This is a genomic window from Methylobacterium sp. J-067 (assembly GCF_022829465.1).
In the GTDB taxonomy this organism is placed as follows: domain Bacteria; phylum Pseudomonadota; class Alphaproteobacteria; order Rhizobiales; family Beijerinckiaceae; genus Methylobacterium; species Methylobacterium litchii.
In genome coordinates, this window is the sequence record NZ_JAKSXZ010000110.1 from 400,217 (window position 1) to 418,864 (window position 18,648).

The window sequence follows — 18,648 nt, forward strand, 5'->3', positions numbered from 1 at the left end:
TCCGTAGTGCGCCCGCACCCATCACAGCTTGCCCATCACGTCGCCGCGGAACCCGTGGACGATGCGGTCGCCCGACAGCGGCACCAGCGCCACCTGCCGGGTCGAGCCCGGCTCGAACCGCACCGCCGTGCCCGGCGCGATGTCGAGGCGCTTGCCCCGCGACGCCGGCCGGTCGAACACGAGGCCGGGATTGGCCTCGAAGAAATGATAGTGCGAGCCGACCTGGATCGGCCGGTCGCCCACATTGGCGACCTCGATCACCGTACGCTCGGCGTCGGCGTTGAAGACGATCTCGCCGGGCAAGGTCGTCACCGTGCCGGGCACAACGTCCGAGGGGGCGCCGCGGATCGGGTGATGCACGGTCACGAGCTTGGTGCCGTCCGGGAAGGTCGCCTCAACCTGGATGTCGTGGATCATCTCCGGCACGCCCTGCATGACCTGATCGGCCGTCAGCACGGTGCCGCCCGCCGCCATCAGTTCCGCCACGGTGCGCCCGTCGCGGGCGCCCTCGACCACGAAATCCGTGATGAGCGCCACCGCCTCGGGATGGTTGAGCTTCACGCCCCGGGCGAGGCGGTTGCGCGCCACCTGCGCCGCCATCGCGATCAGCAACTTGTCCTTCTCGCGGGGGGTGAGCAGCACGATGGCCTCGTCTTGTCCTCGGTCAAAGCCGGCGGAGCAAGGATCATGCTCGACGGTGCGTCAAGACCGACGCGGCGCGATCCCCGCAGGATTGCACGTCGCGAATGCAACCTCATGGAAATGCGACGGGCTGTTTCGCAGTGCCGCAGCGGGTGGAACGGGACCACGCATCCCTCGTTCAGCGAAGGGCCTGACGTTCAACGCCGTGCCGATGATCGACCCGATATGACGAGCCAGAAGGGGCAGGATGAGAGGTCCGACGAGCCTCCCGACATTGCCGCAGCGCGGCTGGCGCTCGCGATGCTCGACGCCGCGCGGAAAGAGGGCGATCCGGCGATGATCGCCTGGGCGGAACTCCTGGCCTATGCCGCCGCCCGCGCACTGGCGGCCCATCTCGATGAGCCGTCCGAGACCTGACGGATACTGTGTTGACGGATTAGGAGCGGGCTTCATCCCCGACGGCCAGCAGCATGGCGCGCAACCGCGCGGTGCGCTCGTCGCAGGCCCGGAGGTTGGCGCGGAGCGCCGAGTGAAGTGCGTCCGCGTCAGCCTTCTTCTGCCGAAGATCCACGTCGTTCGAAGCCGACGCGCGCGTCATCGCAAAGACGACAGCGTCCATGTCGTACCTCCCTGGTGAGTTTGGGCCATTCGGTACTGTTCCACGCCAGCGTGGTCCAGCCCGAATATGAGGCATTGCCCAGCCGAGAGGGACGAAAGCCGGCCGTTGTTGCGCGACGACCGGATTTCGTTAGGCGGCGTCGCGATTCGCCTGCCGCGCGGCCAGCGCGCCGGGACGACCGAGGCCGATCTCCTTCGCGAGGGCGGAACGGCGGGCCGCGTAGCTCGGCGCCACCATCGGATAATCGGACGGCAGGCCGAAGCGCTCCCGATAGGTCTCCGGGTCCAGCCCGTGGCTCGACAGGTGCCGCTTCAGGGTCTTGTAGACCTTGCCGTCGATGAAGCTCACCAGACCGTCGCGGCCGATGGACTTGCGGATCTCCGCGTTGGACGGACGATGGGCCTTGTCCGCCTCCTTCGCGCCGCTCTCCGCCATGTCGGTCTCGGCCAGACGCTTGAGGGCCGCGTGCACGCTGCTGATGAGCGCCGGAAGCTCGGCGGCCGGGAGCGGGTTGTTCGCCACGTACGCGGAGATGACATCGCTCGCGTACAGCGCGAGCTGATGCATTACATCACCGCCTGCGGGTTGCGTGGCGTCATCGGACATGTTGTCGATCCCCGTTATCTTGATTCGTTCGTCAGCAATGTCATCACAGACAGGGTCGTTTCAAGATCCCAATGTTACTTTTGCTGCGGATCACCATAATGTGGGCGCATAAACTAAACCCGAGGTTTTGGGCAATCTAGTGGCCGCACTTTGTAGGTGATTCCGTTCCCCTCTCGACGATTGGACCTGCCGCTCTGGGTGGGTTGGACAGGCCGGCGATCCCGCGCCATGTGAGGGGCGGATCGGGGGAGGGGTGCGATGCCGCCTGAGAGGCAGGGCCGAGGGACTTCACTGCCATTGACGGGGCTGACCGTGCTCGCCCTGGAGCAGGCGGTGGCCGCGCCCTACTGCACCTCGCGGCTGGCGGATGCCGGCGCCCGCGTCATCAAGATCGAGAGGCCGGAGGGTGATTTCGCCCGGGGCTACGATGCGGCGGTGAACGGGCTGGCGAGCTATTTCGTGTGGCTCAACCGGGGCAAGGAAAGCCTCGTGGCCGATATCAAGGACCCGGACGACGCGGCGCTGCTGCACCGGATCCTCGCGGAGTCGGACGTCTTCGTGCAGAACCTCGCGCCCGGCGCCGCCGCCAGGGCCGGCTTCGGCTCCGCGGAATTGCGCCGCCGCCATCCGCGCCTCATCACCGTGGACATCACCGGCTACGGCACCGGCCATTCCTATTCGGACATGAAGGCCTACGACCTGCTGGTGCAGGCCGAGAGCGGGCTTGCCGGGATCACCGGGCATCCCGCCGGGTCGGGGCGGGTCGGCGTCTCGGTCTGCGATGTCGCCTGCGGGATGGACGCCCATGCCGCCGTGCTCGAAGCCCTGATCGCCAGGGGCATCACGGGGGAGGGCGCCGCCCTGGAGGTCAGCCTGTTCAGCGGCGCGGCGGATTGGATGAACGTTCCGCTCCTGTATTTCGAAGGCACCGGGCACACGCCGCAACGGCTCGGCCTCGCCCACCCTTCGATCAGTCCCTACGGTGCCTTCGCCACCGCCGACGACAGCCTCGTGCTGATCTCCATCCAGAACGAGCGGGAATGGGCCGCCTTTTGCGCGGGCGTTCTCGAACAGCCCTCGCTCGCCCGCGCTGAGGGGTTCGATTCGAACAACGCCCGCGTCGCCAACCGCGAGGCCGTCGATGGGCTGATCAGGCAGGTGATCGGGAAACTCACCCGAGACGCCGCCGCCGCGCGGCTGAAGGCTTCGGGCACCGCCTATGGCTTCGTGAACACCCTGGCCGACCTCGCCACCCATCCGGCTTTGATCCGCGCCGAGGTCGAGACACCGGCCGGGACTGCGCGGATCGTGGCGCCGCCGGTCCTGATTGACGGCGAAGTCCGCCCCCTCGGCCCCGTGCCGGCCATCGGCGAGCACAGCACCCGGATCCGCGAGGAGTTCCGGGCCGACTGACACCAACGACAACGGGAGGACGACATGCGGCTCGAAGGCAAGATCGCCATCGTCACGGGTGCGGGCGGCGGGTTCGGCGCAGGCATCGCGGAGCGCTTCGTGGCCGAAGGCGCGCGGGTCGCGCTGGTCGATATCCGCCGGGAGGCGGTGGAGGATCTGGCACGCAGCCTCGGCGACAGGGCCATCGCGCTGGCTGCGGATGTCGGCTTGGCCGCCGACGTCGCCTCCGTTGTCGAGGAGACCGGCAAGCGGTTCGGCGCGCCGCAGATCCTCGTGAACAACGCCGGCACCACCCACCGCAACAAGTCGCTGATGGAGGTGACGGAGGAGGATTTCGACCGGGTCTTCCGCGTCAACGTGAAATCGATCTTCCATTTCGTCCGCTCGGCCGCGCCCGTGATGCGCGACAACGGCGGCGGGGTGATCCTGAACGTCAGCTCGACGGCGGCGCTCCGGCCGCGTCCGGGGCTGACGTGGTACAACGCCTCGAAGGGGGCGGCGAGCCTAGCGACCCATTCGCTGGCCCTCGAACTCGCCCCGTGGAAGATCCGCGTGAACGCCCTCTGCCCGGTGATGGGCGCGACGGGGTTGCTCGAAGAGTTCATGGGCGTGCCCGACACGCCGGAGAACCGCATCAAGTTCATCTCCACGATACCCCTCGGCCGTCTCTCGACGGCGCAGGACATCGCGGCGGCGGCGCTGTTCCTCGCCTCCGACGAGGCGGAGTTCATCACGGGCATCGATCTGCCCGTCGATGGCGGTCGCACCGCGTGAGGGATTCGGGAATGGGCGGCGATTTCGCGGATTGGATCGGCCGGACGCGCGAGGGCCAAGACCTCGTGACGCCCCGGCTGATGGCCGAGTTCCGGGCGACCTTCACACCACATCTGGCGCCCGTCCCGGCGGGCGTGGCGTGGCCCGCGCTGCACTGGTGCCTCGCGCCGGACACGCCGGCCATCGACGCCCTCGGGCCGGATGGCCATGCCGCGAAGGGCGAATTCCTCCCCCCGGTGCCGCTGCCCCGGCGGATGTGGGCCGGCGGCGAGGTCGTGACGCTGGCGCCGCTCCGCGAGGGCGATGCCGTCACACGCGTCGAGACCGTGCGGGACGTCGCATTCAAGGAGGGCCGCAGCGGGCGGCTGTGTTTCGTGACCGTCGATCACGTCGTCAGCGGTCCGCGCGGCCCTGCGATCAGAGAACGGCAGGACATCGTCTACCGCGAGGCGGCCGGCGCCCCGACCGGCGCGGGCGCCGAGCCCGAGCGCGGCGACGCAGCGGATTACGCGCAATGCTGTACGCTGCCGGCCACGCCGACACTGCTGTTCCGCTATTCGGCCATGACCTTCAACGGCCATCGCTTCCACTACGATCACCCTTATGCGACGCAGGTGGAAGGCTATGCCGACCTCGTGGTGCATGGGCCGATCCAGGCGACGTTGCTCATGAACCTCGCGACGGCGATGCTCGGTCGGGTGCCGGCGCGTTTCCGCCACCGGGGCGTCTCGCCCATGACCGCGAATCAGGATTTTTGCGTCTGCGGTCGCCTGACGCCAGATGGCTGGGAGGGCGTGACCCTCGACGCGGACGACCGCGTCTGCATGCGGGCCAGCGCCGGGGCGTAACGCGCTACGCCTCCTCCTCGTCGTCGGCATCCTCGTCGGCGACGTTGCGCATCGCGTCGAGGCATCCCTGCAGGATGTAGGCGGCGGCGAGCTTGTCCACGAGTTCGCCCCGGCGCTGGCGCGAGGCGTCCGCCTCGATCAGCGCGCGGGTGACGACCGCCGTCGAAAGCCGCTCGTCGAAATACAGCACCGGCAGGGGCAGAATCGGCGCGAGGTTGCGGGCGAAGGCGCGGGTCGATTGCACGCGCGGCCCCTCGCTCCCGTCCATGTTGAGGGGCAGCCCCAGTACCAGCCCGCCGACGCGATGCGTCTCGCAGATCGCCTTCAGCCGCAGGGCGTCCGGCGTGAATTTCACCCGCTTGATCGTCTCCAACGGAGTCGCGATCTGCCGGCCGAGATCCGACAGGGCGAGCCCGATCGTCTTCGTGCCGAGGTCGAGGCCGATCAGGCGGGCGCCCCCGCGCGAGGCCACCGCGAAATCGCGGAACGTCTGCTTGTCCATGGTGGAGGGCCTACGCGAGGCGCGGGCTCGGCGCCACCGTCCCGTCCACAGGCTTAACCATCTCTGCGCTCAGGCCGGATGTACGGGGAGCCCAAGCCCGCTAAGTAGGTTGGTTAAGACTTCGTTAACCGATCGAGCGGGGACGGCTGTGGCGGTCGCTTCAACCACGACTCAGGATCAGCGGGCGCGGCGCCGCCGGCATCGCTGGATGCTCCTCTTGGCTTTCGAGGTGCTGGTGTTCGGCGCCGCGCAATCCGTGCTGCGGCCGGTCAAGGCGCCGGGCATCGCCGTGGAACAGACCCTGAGGCCGAACCACGTCGTCACCTGAGCGCATTGCGTTGCGGGGCTTGGAACCGCAATGCTATAGCCCGCCCGGCCGAGGGAACGAGTCCCCGGCCGCGATGAACGGGGCGGCATGTCGGTCGACGAGAAGACTGTGCGGCGGATCGCACATCTGGCGCGGATCGCGGTCACCGACGAGGAAGTCGGGCCGCTGGGCGCCGAACTGAACAATATCCTAGCCTTCGTGGAGCAACTCGGCACGGTCGATGTCTCCGGCGTCGAGCCGATGACCTCCGTGCTGCCGATGGCGATGAAGAAGCGCGAGGATGCCGTAACCGATGGCGGCCGCGCCGACGCCGTCATCGCCAACGCGCCCGAGACGGAGGATCACTACTTTCTCGTGCCGAAGGTGGTCGAGTAATCCTCCGGGCCGGGCCTTTCCGATTGCACGCGCCCCCGGGGCGCGCAGGGACTTGAGACGCGTGAGCAGCCCCAACGAACTCACCCTCGCCGAGGCGAGGGACGCCCTGAAGGCGAAGACCCTTTCCGCCCGCGAGCTGACGAGCGCGCATCTCGACGCCATGGCCAAGGCGCGGGCGCTGAACGCCTACCTCCTCGAAACGCCCGACCGCGCGCTGGCGATGGCCGACGCGTCGGACGCGAAGATCGCCGCCGGCGAGGCCCGCCCGCTGGAGGGCATCCCGCTCGGCATCAAAGACCTGTTCTGCACCGAGGGCGTCGAGACGACAGCGGGTTCCAAGATCCTCAAGGGCTTCCAGCCGCATTACGAATCGGCGGTGTCGGCCAATCTCTGGCGCGATGGTGCCGTGATGCTCGGCAAGCTCAATCTCGACGAGTTCGCCATGGGCTCGTCGAACGAGACCAGCGCCTTCGGCAACGTCGTCTCGCCCTGGCGCCGGAAGGATTCGGACGCGCCCCTCGTCCCCGGCGGGTCCTCCGGCGGGTCGGCGGCGGCTGTCGCCGCGCGGCTCTGCCTCGGCGCCACGGCGACGGACACGGGCGGCTCCATCCGCCAGCCCGCCGCCTTCACCGGCACGGTCGGCATCAAACCGACCTACGGGCGCTGCTCCCGCTGGGGCACGGTGGCCTTCGCCTCCTCGCTCGATCAGGCGGGCCCCATCGCCCGCACGGTGAAGGATTGCGCGATCCTGCTCGCCTCCATGAGCGGCGCGGATGCCCGCGACACCACCTGCGCCGACCTGCCCGTGCCGGATTTCGAGGCGTCGGTGGGTCGCGGCGTGAAGGGCCTGACCATCGGCATCCCGAAGGAGTACCGGGTCGATGGCATGCCGGCCGAGATCCAGAAGCTCTGGGACGAGGGCGCGGCGTGGCTGAAGGCGGCCGGCGCGACGATCAAGGAGATCTCGCTGCCGCACACCTCCTACGCCCTGCCAGCCTATTACATCGTGGCGCCGGCCGAGGCGTCCTCGAACCTCGCGCGCTACGACGGCGTCCGCTACGGCCTGCGCGTGCCGGGCAAGGACATCGCCGCGATGTACGAGAACACCCGCGCCGCCGGGTTCGGCCGCGAGGTGAAGCGCCGGATCATGATCGGCACCTACGTGCTCTCGGCGGGCTATTACGACGCCTATTACGTGCGCGCCCAGAAGATCCGCACGCTGATCAAGCGCGACTTCGAGGCCGCCTATGCGGACGGCGTGGATGCCATCCTGACCCCGGCGACGCCCTCGTCGGCCTTCGGCATCGGCGAGAAGGCCAACGCCGACCCGGTGGAGATGTACCTCAACGACGTGTTCACGGTGACGGTGAACATGGCGGGCCTGCCAGGCATCGCCGTGCCGGCGGGGCTTGATTCGCAAGGGTTGCCCCTGGGCCTGCAGCTCATCGGCCGTCCGTTCGATGAGGAGACGCTGTTCGCCGCCGCGCAGGTGATCGAGGATTCCGCCGGACGGACGCAGTTGCCCGCCGCGTGGTGGGCATGACCGTCCCGTTCTATCCCTGGACCGTCTGGATCTGGGCCGGGTTCGACCCGGCGCTGATCGTGGTGGCGGTCTATCTCGGCTGGAAGGCCGACCAGTTCGGCAAGTGCTTCATCGCGGCGATCATCGCCTTCGCGATCGCCGTGCTGTTCTCGTGGGCGGTGTCGGCGGCAGGCATCCCCTGGCCGGCGCCGATCACCCATGACGGGCCGACCTTCTTCACCGTTCGCGCCGTGGCGGCCCTGCTCTGGGCGATGCTCGGCTATGGCGCCCGCTACGCGACCCGGCGGCGCGCTTGACCCCTCCGGCAGGGGGCTCCTAACTGCCGAACACGTTGAAGCCGTTGCGGCCCGGAAGACCATGAACGCACCCGTTGACCCCAAGAAGCTGATCAAGGGCGGCCTGCACGACTGGGAAGTCGTGATCGGGATGGAAATCCACGCCCAGGTGACCAGCAAGGCGAAGCTCTTCTCCGGCGCCGCGACGGCGTTCGGGGGCGAGCCTAACGACCACGTCTCGCTGGTCGATGCGGCGATGCCGGGCATGCTGCCGGTCATCAATCAGGAATGCGTCGCGCAAGCGGTGCGCACGGGGCTCGGCCTGAAGGCGCAGATCAACCTGCGCTCGGTGTTCGACCGGAAGAACTACTTCTACCCGGATCTTCCGCAGGGCTACCAGATCTCGCAGTACAAGGACCCCATCGTCGGCGAGGGCGAGGTTCTGGTGGACATGCCCGACGGCACGTCCTTCACCGTGGGCATCGAGCGGCTTCACCTGGAGCAGGATGCCGGCAAGTCGCTGCACGATCAGGACCCGACCCGCAGCTTCGTGGACCTGAACCGCTCCGGCGTCGCCCTGATGGAGATCGTCTCCCGGCCGGACCTGCGCTCCTCCGAGGAGGCGAAGGCCTACGTGACGAAGCTGCGCACGATCCTGCGCTACCTCGGCACCTGCGACGGCGACATGGAGAAGGGCAACCTCCGCGCCGACGTGAACGTCTCCGTGCGCCGCCCCGGCGATCCCCTCGGCACGCGCTGCGAGATCAAGAACGTCAACTCGATTCGCTTCATCGGGCAGGCGGTGGAAACCGAGGCGCGCCGCCAGATCGCGATCCTCGAGGATGGCGGCAAGATCGATCAGGAGACGCGCCTGTTCGATCCGGGCAAGGGCGAGACCCGCTCGATGCGCTCCAAGGAAGAGGCGCACGATTACCGCTACTTCCCCGATCCGGACCTGCTGCCGCTGGAATTTGAGCAGTCCTTCGTGGACGAACTCGCCAAGGGCCTGCCGGAACTGCCGGACGCCAAGAAGGCCCGCTTCGTCAAGGATTATGGGCTCTCGACCTACGACGCCGGCGTGCTCGTCGCCGAGCGGGCCTCCGCCGATTATTACGAGGCGGTCGCCAAGGGTCGCGACGGCAAGGCGGCAGCGAATTGGGTCATTAACGAGCTGTTCGGCCGCCTGAATAAGGAAAGCGTCGGCATCGAGCAGACGCCGGTTTCGGCCGACCAGCTCGGCGCCATCGTGGACCTGATCGGCGAGGGCGTGATCTCCGGCAAGATCGCCAAGGACCTGTTCGAGATTGTATGGACCGAGGGCGGCGACCCGCGCGCCATCGTGGACTCGCGCGGCATGAAACAGGTGACGGACACCGGCGCCATCGAAGCCGCCGTGGACGAGATCATCGCCAAGAACCCCGACAAGGTCGCCCAGGCCAAGGAAAAGCCGACCCTGCTCGGCTGGTTCGTCGGCCAGACGATGAAGGCGACCGGCGGCAAGGCCAACCCGGCTGCCGTCAACGCCCTGCTGAAGGCGAAGCTCGGGATTGATTGAGCGGCAGGTCGCGATCCAGGGCGGCGGCGACTGCCGGTCACACCGGCAGTACGTTCGTGTACTTCACCTGTCCCAGGGCGAAGCTCGACTCGATGGAGCCGACGCCGCCCAGCCGTGTGAGCTTGTCCTTGAGGAAGCGCTCGTAGGCGGCGAGATCGGGCACCACGACCCGCACAAGGTAGTCGTGCCGCCCGGTCATCAAGTAGCACTCCACCACCTCCGGCCAGCGGGCCACGGCCTCCGCGAAGCGGTCGAGCTCCTCCTCGCGCTGCCGTTCGAGCTTCACCGAGGCGAAGACCGAGATCGGAAGGCCGACCCGCGCCTGATCGACTAGGGCGACGTAGCCCTTCAGGATGCCCGCCTCCTCCAGCAGCCGGATGCGCCGCAGGGTGGGGGAGGGTGAGAGCCCGACCCGTTCGGCGAGGTCCTGCACCGTGATCCGCCCATCCCGCTGCAATTCGGCGAGGATCTTGCGGTCGATGGTATCTATCGCGCGTTCTGGCATTTTCTGCTGTCCACGGCCGCAATCTTAGCGGGATCGGCCAAAAAAATATGGCTGCGGAGCGGAATTGGCAATTCCTGCCGTTGGCCTCATGCGATGCTGGTACATCTGCCGAAGAGACCGCCGATGTCCCCCGCCATTTCGCCCGAAGCCACCCACGCCGATCCGCGCCTGCCCTTCCTCGGCGAGCTCGAGCGCCGGGCCCTGTGGCTGTCCACGTGGATGATCCACAACGCCAACCACATCCGTCCGAACCACGACGGAATGAAGGTCGGCGGGCATCAGGCCTCGTCTGCCTCCATGGCGACCATCCTCACGGCGCTCTACTTCGCCGCGCTTCGGCCCGAGGACCGGGTGGCGGTGAAGCCCCATGCCGGGCCGGTCTTCCACGCCCTGCAATACCTCGCCGGGCGCCAGACCCGCGAGAAGATGGAGAATTTCCGCGGCTTCGGCGGCGTGCAATCCTACCCGTCCCGCACCAAGGACACCGACGACGTCGATTTCTCCACTGGCTCGGTCGGCCTCGGCGTCGCGCAGACGCTGTTCGGCTCGTTGGTGCAGGATTACGTCCGCGCCCACGGCTGGGGCCTGGACAAGCCGGAGGGCCGCATGGTCGCCCTCGTCGGTGATGCGGAGATGGACGAGGGCAACATCTTCGAGGCCCTGATGGAGGGCTGGAAGCACGGCCTGCGCCGGACGTGGTGGATCATCGACTACAACCGCCAGAGCCTGGACGCGGTGATCCGCGAAGGCCTGTACAGCCGCTTCGAGGAGATCTTCCGCTCCTTCGGCTGGGACGTGGTCGTCCTGAAATACGGGTGCCTGATGGATGCGGCCTTCGCCGAGCCCGGGGGCGAGAGCCTGCGCCGCTGGATCGACACCGCGCCGAACCAGCTCTACGCGGCCCTGACGTTCCAGGGCGGCGCGGCGTGGCGCAAGCGCCTGAACCAGGACCTCGCCAACGAGCCTGACGCCCTGGCCCTGGTCGCCCGCCGCGACGACGACGAACTCGCCGCGCTGATGGGCAACCTCGGCGGGCACGACATGGTGAATTTGCTGAAGGCCTTCGAGGCGGCCGACAACGACCGCCCGACCGTCTTCATCGCCTACACCGTGAAGGGCTACGGCCTGCCGCTCGCCGGCCACAAGGACAACCATTCCGGCCTCCTCACCCCCGCGCAGACCGAGCTGTTCCGCGAGAAGGTCGGCGTCCGCGCCGGCCACGAATGGGAGCCCTTCGAGGGCGCGCAGATGCCGGAGGCGGATCTGCGCCGCTTCATCGAGCATTCGCCGTTCTTCTCGGCGGGGCCGCGCCGCTACTCGGCGCCGAAGCTGCCAGTGCCGGCGGATTTCCCGTGCCCGCGCCAGCCGAGCCTTTCCACGCAGGCCGGCTTCGGCCTGATCCTCAACGAACTCGGCAAGCAGGAGACGCCGCTCGCCGAGCGTATCGTCACCACCTCGCCGGACGTGACCGTCTCGACCAATCTCGGCGGCTGGGTGAACCGGCGCGGCCTGTTCGCGAAACAGGAAATGCGGGACCTGTTCAAGTCCGAACGCATCCCCTCGACCTTCAACTGGGATTTCTCGACGAAGGGCCAGCACATGGAACTGGGCATCGCGGAGATGAACCTGTTCCTGCTGCTCTCGGCGCTCGGCCTGTCCGACCGGCTGTTCGGCGAGCGGCTGATTCCCATCGGGACGCTGTACGATCCCTTCATCTGCCGGGGCCTCGATGCCCTCAATTACGCCTGCTACCAGGATGCCCGCTTCATCATCGGCTCCACCCCCTCGGGCGTGACGCTGGCGCCGGAAGGCGGCGCGCACCAGTCGATCAACACGCCGCTGATCGGCATGGCGCAGGATGGGCTGCTGACCTTCGAGCCGGCCTTCGTCGACGAGCTTTCCGTCATCATGGGCCACGCCTTCGATTACGTGCAGCGCGACGGGAAGGAGGGTGGTTCCGTCTACCTCCGGCTCTCCACCCGCAGCCTCGCCCAACCTCAGCGTGAGATGAGCCCTGCGCTGAAGCACGGGATCATCGAGGGCGCCTATTGGCTGCGCGAGCCCGGACCGAACGCCGACCTCATCGTCGCCGTGACGGGCGCGCCGACGCCCGAGGCGATCGAGGCGGTGGGCCTGATGGCCGAGGACCGCCGCGACATCGGCCTCCTCGCCGTGACCTCCTACGACCGGCTCAATGCCGGATGGTCGGCGGCCCAGCGCGCCCGCGAGTCGGGGGACCGGGAGGCCCGCTCGCATATCGAGGACCTTCTCGACGGCCTGCCGCCCCATTGCCGGCTCGTGACCGTGGTCGATGGGCACCCGGCGACGCTGGGTTGGCTCGGTGCGGTCCACGGCCACCGCACCCGCGCCCTCGGCATCGAGCGATTCGGGCAAACGGGCACCGTCGCAGACCTGTACCGCCATTACGGAATCGATGCGGAGGGCATCGTCGCCGCCGCCGGAGCCCTGTCGCCGGAGAAGCCGATCCGCTCGCGGGGCTACGGCCACCGCATCGGGCGCGGCACCCCTTTCCACGCCTGAGCCATGCACTGGAAGCCGGGCGCCCTGCGGTGCCTGGCTGTTTTCCCGTCAGGCGACGGCATCCTTTCCGCGCGGCGCCCATAGCCTGTTCATCGTCATCGCGTTAGATCGCCTTACGACCAGGGGTTGAGGTGCCGAGGAATTCGGCGGCGCCGGATCCCTGCCGGAGCGGTAGCGATGAGAAAGACGAAGCCGAAGCAATCCACCCCCGTCGATCATGGTATCGGCAGCCGGATCGCGCTCCTGCGCACCGCCAATGGACTGAGCCAGTCGCAGCTTGCCGAAGCGCTGGGGATCAGCTTCCAGCAGGTTCAGAAGTACGAGGCCGGCAAGAACCGCGTCGGCGCCGGACGCCTTCAGGCCATCGCCGACCGGCTTGGCGTCTCCGTCGCGACCTTTTTCGAGGACACGACCCAGCCGCCGCCCGACGACGCCATCGAGATGCTGCTGCACAGCGACGGGGCCATCGACCTGCTGCGCGCCTACGCCACGATCACCGACGAAGAGGTGCGCCGGAGCATCCTCACGATGGTGAAGGCGATGCTGCGCGTCTCCAAGGCCACGACGTCCGGCGCCGAGGAAGAGACGGCCAAGGCCCCCGCGACGAAGGCCGAGGCCGCCGAGGTGCGCGCGGAGAAGCCGGCCGCGCACTGAGCGCGGGCTACGCCGCGTAGCGCGCGATCGTCACCGCCGTGTCGCCGTAGACCCGCCGTTCGAGTTCGGTGAAGCCCGGCGGCAGCGCCAACGTTTCCGAGGCGACCTCCTCCACCACGGCGAGGGCATCGTCGGTCAGCCAGCCTCCGGCAGCAGCGCTGGCCAGAGCCGCCGGGGCCAAGTCCTTGCCGTAGGGCGGATCGCAGAACAGCAGCGAGAATCGCCCCGCCGGCCCTGCAGGGCCGAGCTTCGTCGCATCGCGCCGGAACAGGCGGGTGATGCCCTCGGCCCCGAACGCCTCAATGTTCGCGCGGATCACGCTGCGCGCCTCGGTGCCCTCATCGACGAGGAGCGCGTAGGACGCCCCCCGCGACAGGGCCTCGAACCCGAGGGCGCCCGTCCCGCTGAACAGGTCGAGCACCCGCGCGCCCTCCACGGCATCGTCGTAGCCATGCGTCAGCACGTTGAACAACGATTCGCGCAGGCGGTCGGAGGTCGGACGGATAGAGTCCGTCCGAGGGGTGGCAAGACGCCGCCCGCGCCACTGCCCGCCGACGATCCGCATGGACGCCGGCCTTAGCGGGTGCCGCGCGGCGGACGTCCGCCGCCCTTCGACCCGCCGGGCTTGCCGCCGCCGGGACGGCTTCCGCCCGGCTTGAACCCGCCGGCCTTGAACCCGCCGCCGCCCGGCTTGCCACCGCGACCGGCCGCGCCACCCGGCTTGCCCCCGCCGGGACGGCCACCGCCGCCGAAGGACTTGCCCGCCGGGCGATCCCCGAACGACTTGCCGGCCGGGCGTTCCCCAAAGGACTTGCCCGCCGGACGATCCCCGAAGGATTTTGCCGGCCCGCCGGAGCGGCCCTTGAAGCCCTCGCCCTCGGGGCGCGGTGCGCGACGCTCGCCGCGCTGCCCGCCGCCCTCGTTGCGGTCGAAGGAGCGTCCGCGCGGCGGGGCTCCCCCCTCGCGGCGCGGGCCGTTGCCCCGGAAGCCCGAGTTCTCGCCCTCCTCGCGGGGACGCGACGCCCTCGGCGGACGGGCGCCCGTCGGCCGGTCCTGTACGCGCGGGGCGCGCTCGTCGCGACGTCCCTCGAAGCTGGCCCCGGCGGGAGGGGCCTTCGAGTAGCGGCGGCGGGGCTCCTCCCGCGCGGCGGGCTGGGCGGGGGTGGGCGACAGCCGCTCCACCAGCACCCGCCGGTCGCCGGACTTGATGGCGCCGACGCGCTCGCGGCCGCGCTCGGCCGCCTGCGCTTGATCGATACGCGGATCGGCGCCACGCCGGGGCGGACGGCCGGGCTTGTAGGGCCCGTCATTCGGCGCTTCGTCCCGCCATACGGAGCGCTGCGGGTTAGGGCCGGAACCGCCGGTCGAAACCCGCTGCGGGGCGGGTCGTGCGGGCGCGCGGCGATCCTGGCGCTTGCCCTGGTCGGCGTCCGAGCGGGCGGGCTTGGCCGCGCCGCCGAAGGCCGCAATGGGCTCGCGCACCGGGCTCTCGAAATCGACGCCGGCCTGCTCCGACAGGGTCTTGCCGAGCTGATCCTTGAGGACGCGGGTGCGCACCTCCTCCACCAGCCCGACTTCGAGGTCGCCGAGCTGGAACGGCCCGAACGACATGCGGATGAGCCGGTTCACCTGCAGGCCGAGATGTTCGAGGATCCGCTTGACCTCGCGGTTCTTGCCCTCGCGCAGGCCGAGCGTCAGCCACAGATTGTCGCCCTGGACGCGGTCGAGGGTGGCTTCGATGGGCCCGTATTCCATGCCGTCGATGGTCACGCCCTTGGAGAGGCGGTCGAGTTGCGCCTGATCGGTGTCGCCGTGGGCGCGGACGCGGTAGCGGCGCAGCCAGCCCGTGTCGGGATGGGCGATGACCTTGGCGAGGCCGCCGTCATTCGTCAGGAGCAGCAGCCCCTCGGTGTTGATGTCGAGGCGGCCGACGGCCACGACGCGGGGCAAATCCTCGGGCAGGACCTGGAACACGGTCTGCCGACCCTCGGGGTCGCGGGCGGTGGTCACGAGGCCGCGCGGCTTGTGGAAGATCCACAGCCGGGTGCGCTCGCGGGCGGGCATGGGCTCGCCGTCCACTACGATGCTGTCGTCGTCGGTGACGTTGAGGGCGGGCGAATCGATCACCGCGCCATTCACGCTCACGCGGCCGGCGAGAATCATCGCCTCCGCGTCGCGCCGGGAGGCGAGACCCGCCCGCGCGATGGCCTTCGCGATCCGCTCGCCCGCGAAGCCGTTCTCCGGCTCGTCCTCGGCAGCTGTCGTCTCGTCGGTGGGAGCAGCCGGCGCAGCGGCGCGGCGCTTCATCGTGGCATCGCCGGAGGGGGCGGAGCGGCTCTTGCCGCGCGGCGCCTTCTCCTCCGCGAGATCCTTGGCGCTGCCCGCATCGGTGGACGGCTGCCAGGAAGCCTCGCGCTCTTTCGATTGCGCGTCGTCCCGGTCCTTGCCCGGGTTTTCGTCGTTTGGAATGTCGGTCATTGGCGGCCCATAGCAGAGCCGCCCCTCTCAGGCGAGACCGCCGGAGGCATCTGGCGGGCGAGGATACGCAATCGCCCGGCCGGATCGCTTATCTGAGTTTGTTACAGCCTGGGCGAACGCCCACGCATCACGCCGAACACGGCGGAGATCAGGAACAGGGCAATCGCGACGAAAAACACGAGCTTGGCTGCTTCGACGGCCGTGCCGGCGATGCCGCCGAAACCCAGGAGGGCTGCCACGAGGGCGACGACGAGAAAGGTTATGGCCCAGCCGATCATGGGAAACTCCTACGCCGTGGGGCAGTGCAATACCCTCACGGTACCGCATCTATCGAAGACAATACGGCCCGGCAGCGGACGCTTCAATGAAACCACGCGCCGGGCCGCCGATGGATCAGAGCTTGTCGGTGGCCGACTTGACGGTATCCTTGGCGTCGCCGACCGTGCTCTGGGTCTTGCCCTTGAGCTCCTGGGCGGCGCCGTCTGTCTTCATCTTGTCGTTGTTGGTGGCGTCGCCGATGCCCTGCTTGGCCTTGCCAACCAGCTCGTTGGCCGCGCCCTTGATCTTGTCAGTGGTGCTGCTCATGGCGTCACTCCATTCTGTCTTGTTACGGCATAGCCGCGTCGGACCAGTAACGGGCATGCATCCAGGAATGTTCCGCTTGTTAACATCTTCGATGATCACGAAGATCGGAGCGCCGTGTGTCGCTCAGTGATGGAACGGCGCCGTTCGATCTGGCTTTCGCGGCCGCCCGCCGAGCGGCGGAGGAGGGGGAGGTGCCGGTCGGCGCGGCCGTCGTGAAGGACGGGCGGGTGGTCGCCGTGGCGCACAATCGGCCGAAGGCTTTGCGCGACCCCACGGCCCATGCGGAGATCCTGGCGATCCGCGCGGCCTGCCTCGCGCTCGATGACGAGCGCCTGTCGGGCTGCGATCTCTACGTGACGCTGGAACCCTGCCCGATGTGCGCGGGCGCGATCTCCTTCGCCCGGATCCGCCGCCTGTATTACGGCGCCCTCGATCCGAAGGGGGGCGGGGTGGAGCACGGGCCGCGTGTGTTCAACCAGCCGACCTGCCACCACGCGCCGGAGGTCTATGGTGGCTTCCGCGAGGGCGAGGCCGCCACGATGCTGCGCGACTTCTTCGCCGCGCGGCGCGATTAGGGGTTCACCCGCATCCCGATCAGGAACGTGTTGTCCCGGAAGCTGGAGAAGGCCGAGGTGCTGTCGATATGCTGGTAGATATACGTGCCGCGCAGGGTCAGCCAGCGGTTGAAGCGGTAATCGAGCCGCGCGGTGGCCGAAAAGCCGTTATCGCGGATGGGGCTGTTCTTGTACTCGTTGTGCAGGATCGAGCCGCCGAGCACGACGGACAGGTTGCGCAGCAGATCGTGCTGCACCTCCAAGGTGGCGACCTCGGTGAGCACGCCCGCCGAGCCGGGGATGGTCGTCTCGGTGACGCCCGTCGCCGCGTTGAAGCGTACGGTGGTGAGCGGCGTCGCGGTCCAGACCAGCGTCGCGTTGACGAGGGGGGCGTCGATGTCCCGGAGGGTGCGGTCGGCGTAGCTGCGGTGCTGAATGCCGGCCGAGACCTCACCGGTCACCTGACGGGCGAGGCCGAGGGAGGCGCCCACGAGCACGCCGACGCCATCCGAATCGCGCTGGACACCCGAGGAGTCGATGCGCTGATCGTAAACGCGGGTATCGCCGATCACGTCTACGAAGGGCGAGAGGTCGGGGTTGATCTCATAGGCGGTGCGCAGGCGCAGGCTGTACTGGTTGAGGTTGCGGTCCGCCTGCCGGATCGTGCCGCCGTTGGTCAGGCGGACATCCTCGAACTCGGAGCGGTCCACGAGGCCGCTCAGCGTCACCGAGAGGCGGTTGAAGGTTTGCGTCGCGCCGAGTGTCGCGCCGTACAGGGCAATGAGGGGGCGGCTGACGGCCGAGGCCGCCTGAAGGTTCGGCGTCGTCGTCCGCTGGGTGTCGATGAGGAAACGGCCCTGGGCATCGATCCGCAGGTCGCGGTTGGCATCGACACGCAGGTTCACGATGCCGTCCGCCGCCGGGCGGCTCGCCATCTCGTTCTGTGGCGTTTCGAGGTAGGCGCCGCGCAGCGAGCCATCCAGCGAGCTGGACGACCAATCGCTGCGGAAATCCACCGTGCCCTCGGTGCGCAGGGCGGCCGAGCCCTTCGCGAACTGGCGGGTGGTCTGGTCCGGGTTCGAATCGTAGCCGATGCTCTGGGTGAAGGTCGGCAACACCGTGAAGGTGCCGATCCGGTAGCCGACCTGCGCGTAGGCGGGATCGGCGGCAGCGATCGGCCGCGACAGGTCGGTGCCGAGGATGAAGCCCGGCGTCAGCAGACCGAGCGCCGGGTTGGTGGCCAGCAGCGGCAGACGCGAGCCCGTGCTCGTGTAGGGCAGGGGCACGCCGACCACGGCCTCCTGCACCACGGGCGTCAGCCGGGGCGATTGCACCGAGGTCTGGGTGCTTTCCCGAATGGTCCCGCGGATGGCCGAGCCGTTGCGGCGGGACGGCGCCGCGCGGAACCGCAGGGTCGGAGAGAGTCCGCGATTGAAGACCGCCGTCGACTTGCCGCCCGTGCGTTCCCCGCTCGTCGTCACGCGGTCGTCGAGGCGGAAGGTGTTCGGGTCCTGGAAGCCCTGGCTCGTCGCGTTCGATTGGGACGCGCCCGCGCCGGATTCGCCGCCGAGTCCCGGCGTCGCCGGGGCGGTGCGGCCATCGCTGTTCGGGTTGTCGGGCAGGCGTCTGCGCAGCTGCGGCAGGCCGTTGGCGCCGGCATCGAGCCCGGAACCGGGATTGTCCGGCGCGCCCTGCACCGGGCTGATGGCGTCGAAGCGGGGCGGGGCTTGCGCGGTGGCGACGGTGGAAAGCCCGACGAAGCCGAGGGCCAGAGCAGCGCCGGCGACCGGCACGAAGACGGCTCGCGTCGTCACGGCATCGCTGTCGGTCTTCCAGCCCCGCACTCGCCGC

At 68.9% G+C, this 18,648-nt stretch carries 21 protein-coding genes; 11 read left to right on the plus strand and 10 right to left on the minus strand.

Annotated elements, in window-relative coordinates; genetic code table 11:
* Positions 1-21: 21 nt before the first annotated feature.
* On the minus strand, positions 22-642 hold the full coding sequence (locus MKK52_RS17045) for an urease subunit gamma (RefSeq protein WP_243955768.1): 621 nt from the start codon (positions 640-642) through the stop codon (positions 22-24).
* 225 nt (positions 643-867) lie between these two features.
* Here MKK52_RS17045 and MKK52_RS17050 point away from each other — a divergent pair, with 225 nt between their 5' ends.
* Positions 868-1,059: a hypothetical protein gene (locus MKK52_RS17050; RefSeq protein WP_243955770.1), complete on the plus strand. Its 192-nt coding sequence runs from the start codon at positions 868-870 to the stop codon at positions 1,057-1,059.
* A gap of 19 nt (positions 1,060-1,078) precedes the next feature.
* Here MKK52_RS17050 and MKK52_RS17055 read toward each other — a convergent pair whose 3' ends face one another.
* The gene (locus MKK52_RS17055; RefSeq protein ID WP_243955772.1) at positions 1,079-1,261 is read right to left on the minus strand and encodes a hypothetical protein; all 183 of its coding nucleotides are present in this window, start codon (positions 1,259-1,261) and stop codon (positions 1,079-1,081) included.
* 129 nt (positions 1,262-1,390) lie between these two features.
* The gene (locus tag MKK52_RS17060) at positions 1,391-1,828 is read right to left on the minus strand and encodes a MucR family transcriptional regulator (protein WP_243955774.1); all 438 of its coding nucleotides are present in this window, start codon (positions 1,826-1,828) and stop codon (positions 1,391-1,393) included.
* A gap of 297 nt (positions 1,829-2,125) precedes the next feature.
* Here MKK52_RS17060 and MKK52_RS17065 point away from each other — a divergent pair, with 297 nt between their 5' ends.
* The 3 genes from MKK52_RS17065 to MKK52_RS17075 are packed head-to-tail and all read left to right on the plus strand — an operon-like array spanning position 2,126 to position 4,902.
* Positions 2,126-3,280: a CaiB/BaiF CoA transferase family protein gene (locus MKK52_RS17065; RefSeq protein WP_243955776.1), complete on the plus strand. Its 1,155-nt coding sequence runs from the start codon at positions 2,126-2,128 to the stop codon at positions 3,278-3,280.
* Between the two features lie 24 nt (positions 3,281-3,304).
* A complete protein-coding gene (locus MKK52_RS17070) occupies positions 3,305-4,054 on the plus strand; it encodes a glucose 1-dehydrogenase (protein ID WP_243955777.1) in 750 nt (249 codons plus the stop codon).
* A gap of 11 nt (positions 4,055-4,065) precedes the next feature.
* The gene (locus tag MKK52_RS17075) at positions 4,066-4,902 is read left to right on the plus strand and encodes a MaoC family dehydratase N-terminal domain-containing protein (RefSeq protein WP_243955778.1); all 837 of its coding nucleotides are present in this window, start codon (positions 4,066-4,068) and stop codon (positions 4,900-4,902) included.
* Between the two features lie 4 nt (positions 4,903-4,906).
* On the opposite strand, the gene ruvX is transcribed toward MKK52_RS17075, so the two are convergent.
* Positions 4,907-5,404, minus strand: a complete 498-nt coding sequence (gene ruvX / locus MKK52_RS17080) for a Holliday junction resolvase RuvX (RefSeq protein WP_243955779.1) — start codon at positions 5,402-5,404, stop codon at positions 4,907-4,909.
* 415 nt (positions 5,405-5,819) lie between these two features.
* Between ruvX and gatC the strand changes: the two genes are divergently transcribed.
* From gatC to gatB, 4 genes are all read left to right on the plus strand, one after another.
* On the plus strand, positions 5,820-6,107 hold the full coding sequence (gene gatC, locus MKK52_RS17085) for an Asp-tRNA(Asn)/Glu-tRNA(Gln) amidotransferase subunit GatC (RefSeq protein WP_243955781.1): 288 nt from the start codon (positions 5,820-5,822) through the stop codon (positions 6,105-6,107).
* A gap of 61 nt (positions 6,108-6,168) precedes the next feature.
* Positions 6,169-7,650 carry an Asp-tRNA(Asn)/Glu-tRNA(Gln) amidotransferase subunit GatA gene (gatA, locus tag MKK52_RS17090; RefSeq protein WP_243955783.1) on the plus strand — a complete coding sequence of 494 codons (1,482 nt, stop codon included), beginning with the start codon at positions 6,169-6,171 and terminating at the stop codon, positions 7,648-7,650.
* Complete coding sequence (locus tag MKK52_RS17095; protein WP_243955785.1) at positions 7,647-7,946, plus strand: hypothetical protein; 300 nt, start codon at positions 7,647-7,649, stop codon at positions 7,944-7,946. The genes gatA and MKK52_RS17095 overlap by 4 nt, the downstream gene beginning before the upstream one ends.
* Positions 7,947-8,007: 61 nt before the next feature.
* Positions 8,008-9,480: an Asp-tRNA(Asn)/Glu-tRNA(Gln) amidotransferase subunit GatB gene (gene gatB / locus MKK52_RS17100; protein ID WP_243955787.1), complete on the plus strand. Its 1,473-nt coding sequence runs from the start codon at positions 8,008-8,010 to the stop codon at positions 9,478-9,480.
* Positions 9,481-9,517: 37 nt separating this feature from the next.
* Here the strand turns inward: gatB and MKK52_RS17105 are convergent, their stop codons facing one another.
* Positions 9,518-9,985 (minus strand): Lrp/AsnC family transcriptional regulator, encoded by a 468-nt coding sequence (locus MKK52_RS17105; RefSeq protein WP_243955789.1) that lies wholly within the window; start codon positions 9,983-9,985, stop codon positions 9,518-9,520.
* A 123-nt stretch (positions 9,986-10,108) separates the two neighbouring features.
* Here MKK52_RS17105 and MKK52_RS17110 point away from each other — a divergent pair, with 123 nt between their 5' ends.
* Together MKK52_RS17110 and MKK52_RS17115 are read left to right on the plus strand one after the other, a co-directional pair.
* The gene (locus MKK52_RS17110; RefSeq protein WP_243955791.1) at positions 10,109-12,526 is read left to right on the plus strand and encodes a transketolase-like TK C-terminal-containing protein; all 2,418 of its coding nucleotides are present in this window, start codon (positions 10,109-10,111) and stop codon (positions 12,524-12,526) included.
* A 177-nt stretch (positions 12,527-12,703) separates the two neighbouring features.
* Entirely contained in the window at positions 12,704-13,180 is a 477-nt protein-coding gene (locus tag MKK52_RS17115) for a helix-turn-helix domain-containing protein (protein ID WP_243955792.1), read from the plus strand.
* 7 nt (positions 13,181-13,187) lie between these two features.
* On the opposite strand, the gene rsmD is transcribed toward MKK52_RS17115, so the two are convergent.
* From rsmD to MKK52_RS17135, 4 genes are all read right to left on the minus strand, one after another.
* Positions 13,188-13,745, minus strand: a complete 558-nt coding sequence (gene rsmD, locus MKK52_RS17120) for a 16S rRNA (guanine(966)-N(2))-methyltransferase RsmD (protein ID WP_243955793.1) — start codon at positions 13,743-13,745, stop codon at positions 13,188-13,190.
* A gap of 11 nt (positions 13,746-13,756) precedes the next feature.
* A complete protein-coding gene (locus MKK52_RS17125) occupies positions 13,757-15,658 on the minus strand; it encodes a pseudouridine synthase (RefSeq protein ID WP_243955794.1) in 1,902 nt (633 codons plus the stop codon).
* A gap of 101 nt (positions 15,659-15,759) precedes the next feature.
* On the minus strand, positions 15,760-15,936 hold the full coding sequence (locus tag MKK52_RS17130) for a DUF1328 domain-containing protein (protein ID WP_238249729.1): 177 nt from the start codon (positions 15,934-15,936) through the stop codon (positions 15,760-15,762).
* Between the two features lie 115 nt (positions 15,937-16,051).
* Positions 16,052-16,243 (minus strand): CsbD family protein, encoded by a 192-nt coding sequence (locus MKK52_RS17135; protein ID WP_243955795.1) that lies wholly within the window; start codon positions 16,241-16,243, stop codon positions 16,052-16,054.
* Positions 16,244-16,359: 116 nt separating this feature from the next.
* Between MKK52_RS17135 and MKK52_RS17140 the strand changes: the two genes are divergently transcribed.
* Entirely contained in the window at positions 16,360-16,818 is a 459-nt protein-coding gene (locus MKK52_RS17140) for a nucleoside deaminase (protein WP_243955796.1), read from the plus strand.
* On the opposite strand, the gene MKK52_RS17145 is transcribed toward MKK52_RS17140, so the two are convergent.
* Positions 16,815-18,611: an outer membrane beta-barrel protein gene (locus tag MKK52_RS17145; RefSeq protein ID WP_243955797.1), complete on the minus strand. Its 1,797-nt coding sequence runs from the start codon at positions 18,609-18,611 to the stop codon at positions 16,815-16,817. The two genes, MKK52_RS17140 and MKK52_RS17145, sit on opposite strands and share 4 nt — an antisense overlap.
* Between the last annotated feature and the right edge of the window lie 37 nt (positions 18,612-18,648).

Excerpts from the sequence above, each read along its gene's own strand:
- MKK52_RS17060 (WP_243955774.1), bottom strand. The coding sequence starts at position 1,828 with ATGCATCAGCTCGCGCTGTACGCGAGCGATGTCATCTCCGCGTACGTG.
- MKK52_RS17075 (WP_243955778.1), top strand. The coding sequence starts at position 4,066 with ATGGGCGGCGATTTCGCGGATTGGATCGGCCGGACGCGCGAGGGCCAA.
- MKK52_RS17065 (WP_243955776.1), top strand. The coding sequence starts at position 2,126 with ATGCCGCCTGAGAGGCAGGGCCGAGGGACTTCACTGCCATTGACGGGG.
- MKK52_RS17095 (WP_243955785.1), top strand. The coding sequence starts at position 7,647 with ATGACCGTCCCGTTCTATCCCTGGACCGTCTGGATCTGGGCCGGGTTC.
- MKK52_RS17105 (WP_243955789.1), bottom strand. The coding sequence starts at position 9,985 with ATGCCAGAACGCGCGATAGATACCATCGACCGCAAGATCCTCGCCGAA.
- MKK52_RS17055 (WP_243955772.1), bottom strand. The coding sequence starts at position 1,261 with ATGGACGCTGTCGTCTTTGCGATGACGCGCGCGTCGGCTTCGAACGAC.
- MKK52_RS17130 (WP_238249729.1), bottom strand. The coding sequence starts at position 15,936 with ATGATCGGCTGGGCCATAACCTTTCTCGTCGTCGCCCTCGTGGCAGCC.
- MKK52_RS17115 (WP_243955792.1), top strand. The coding sequence starts at position 12,704 with ATGAGAAAGACGAAGCCGAAGCAATCCACCCCCGTCGATCATGGTATC.
- ruvX (WP_243955779.1), bottom strand. The coding sequence starts at position 5,404 with ATGGACAAGCAGACGTTCCGCGATTTCGCGGTGGCCTCGCGCGGGGGC.
- MKK52_RS17125 (WP_243955794.1), bottom strand. The coding sequence starts at position 15,658 with ATGACCGACATTCCAAACGACGAAAACCCGGGCAAGGACCGGGACGAC.
- gatC (WP_243955781.1), top strand. The coding sequence starts at position 5,820 with ATGTCGGTCGACGAGAAGACTGTGCGGCGGATCGCACATCTGGCGCGG.
- gatB (WP_243955787.1), top strand. The coding sequence starts at position 8,008 with ATGAACGCACCCGTTGACCCCAAGAAGCTGATCAAGGGCGGCCTGCAC.
- MKK52_RS17050 (WP_243955770.1), top strand. The coding sequence starts at position 868 with ATGACGAGCCAGAAGGGGCAGGATGAGAGGTCCGACGAGCCTCCCGAC.
- MKK52_RS17070 (WP_243955777.1), top strand. The coding sequence starts at position 3,305 with ATGCGGCTCGAAGGCAAGATCGCCATCGTCACGGGTGCGGGCGGCGGG.
- rsmD (WP_243955793.1), bottom strand. The coding sequence starts at position 13,745 with ATGCGGATCGTCGGCGGGCAGTGGCGCGGGCGGCGTCTTGCCACCCCT.
- MKK52_RS17110 (WP_243955791.1), top strand. The coding sequence starts at position 10,109 with ATGTCCCCCGCCATTTCGCCCGAAGCCACCCACGCCGATCCGCGCCTG.
- MKK52_RS17135 (WP_243955795.1), bottom strand. The coding sequence starts at position 16,243 with ATGAGCAGCACCACTGACAAGATCAAGGGCGCGGCCAACGAGCTGGTT.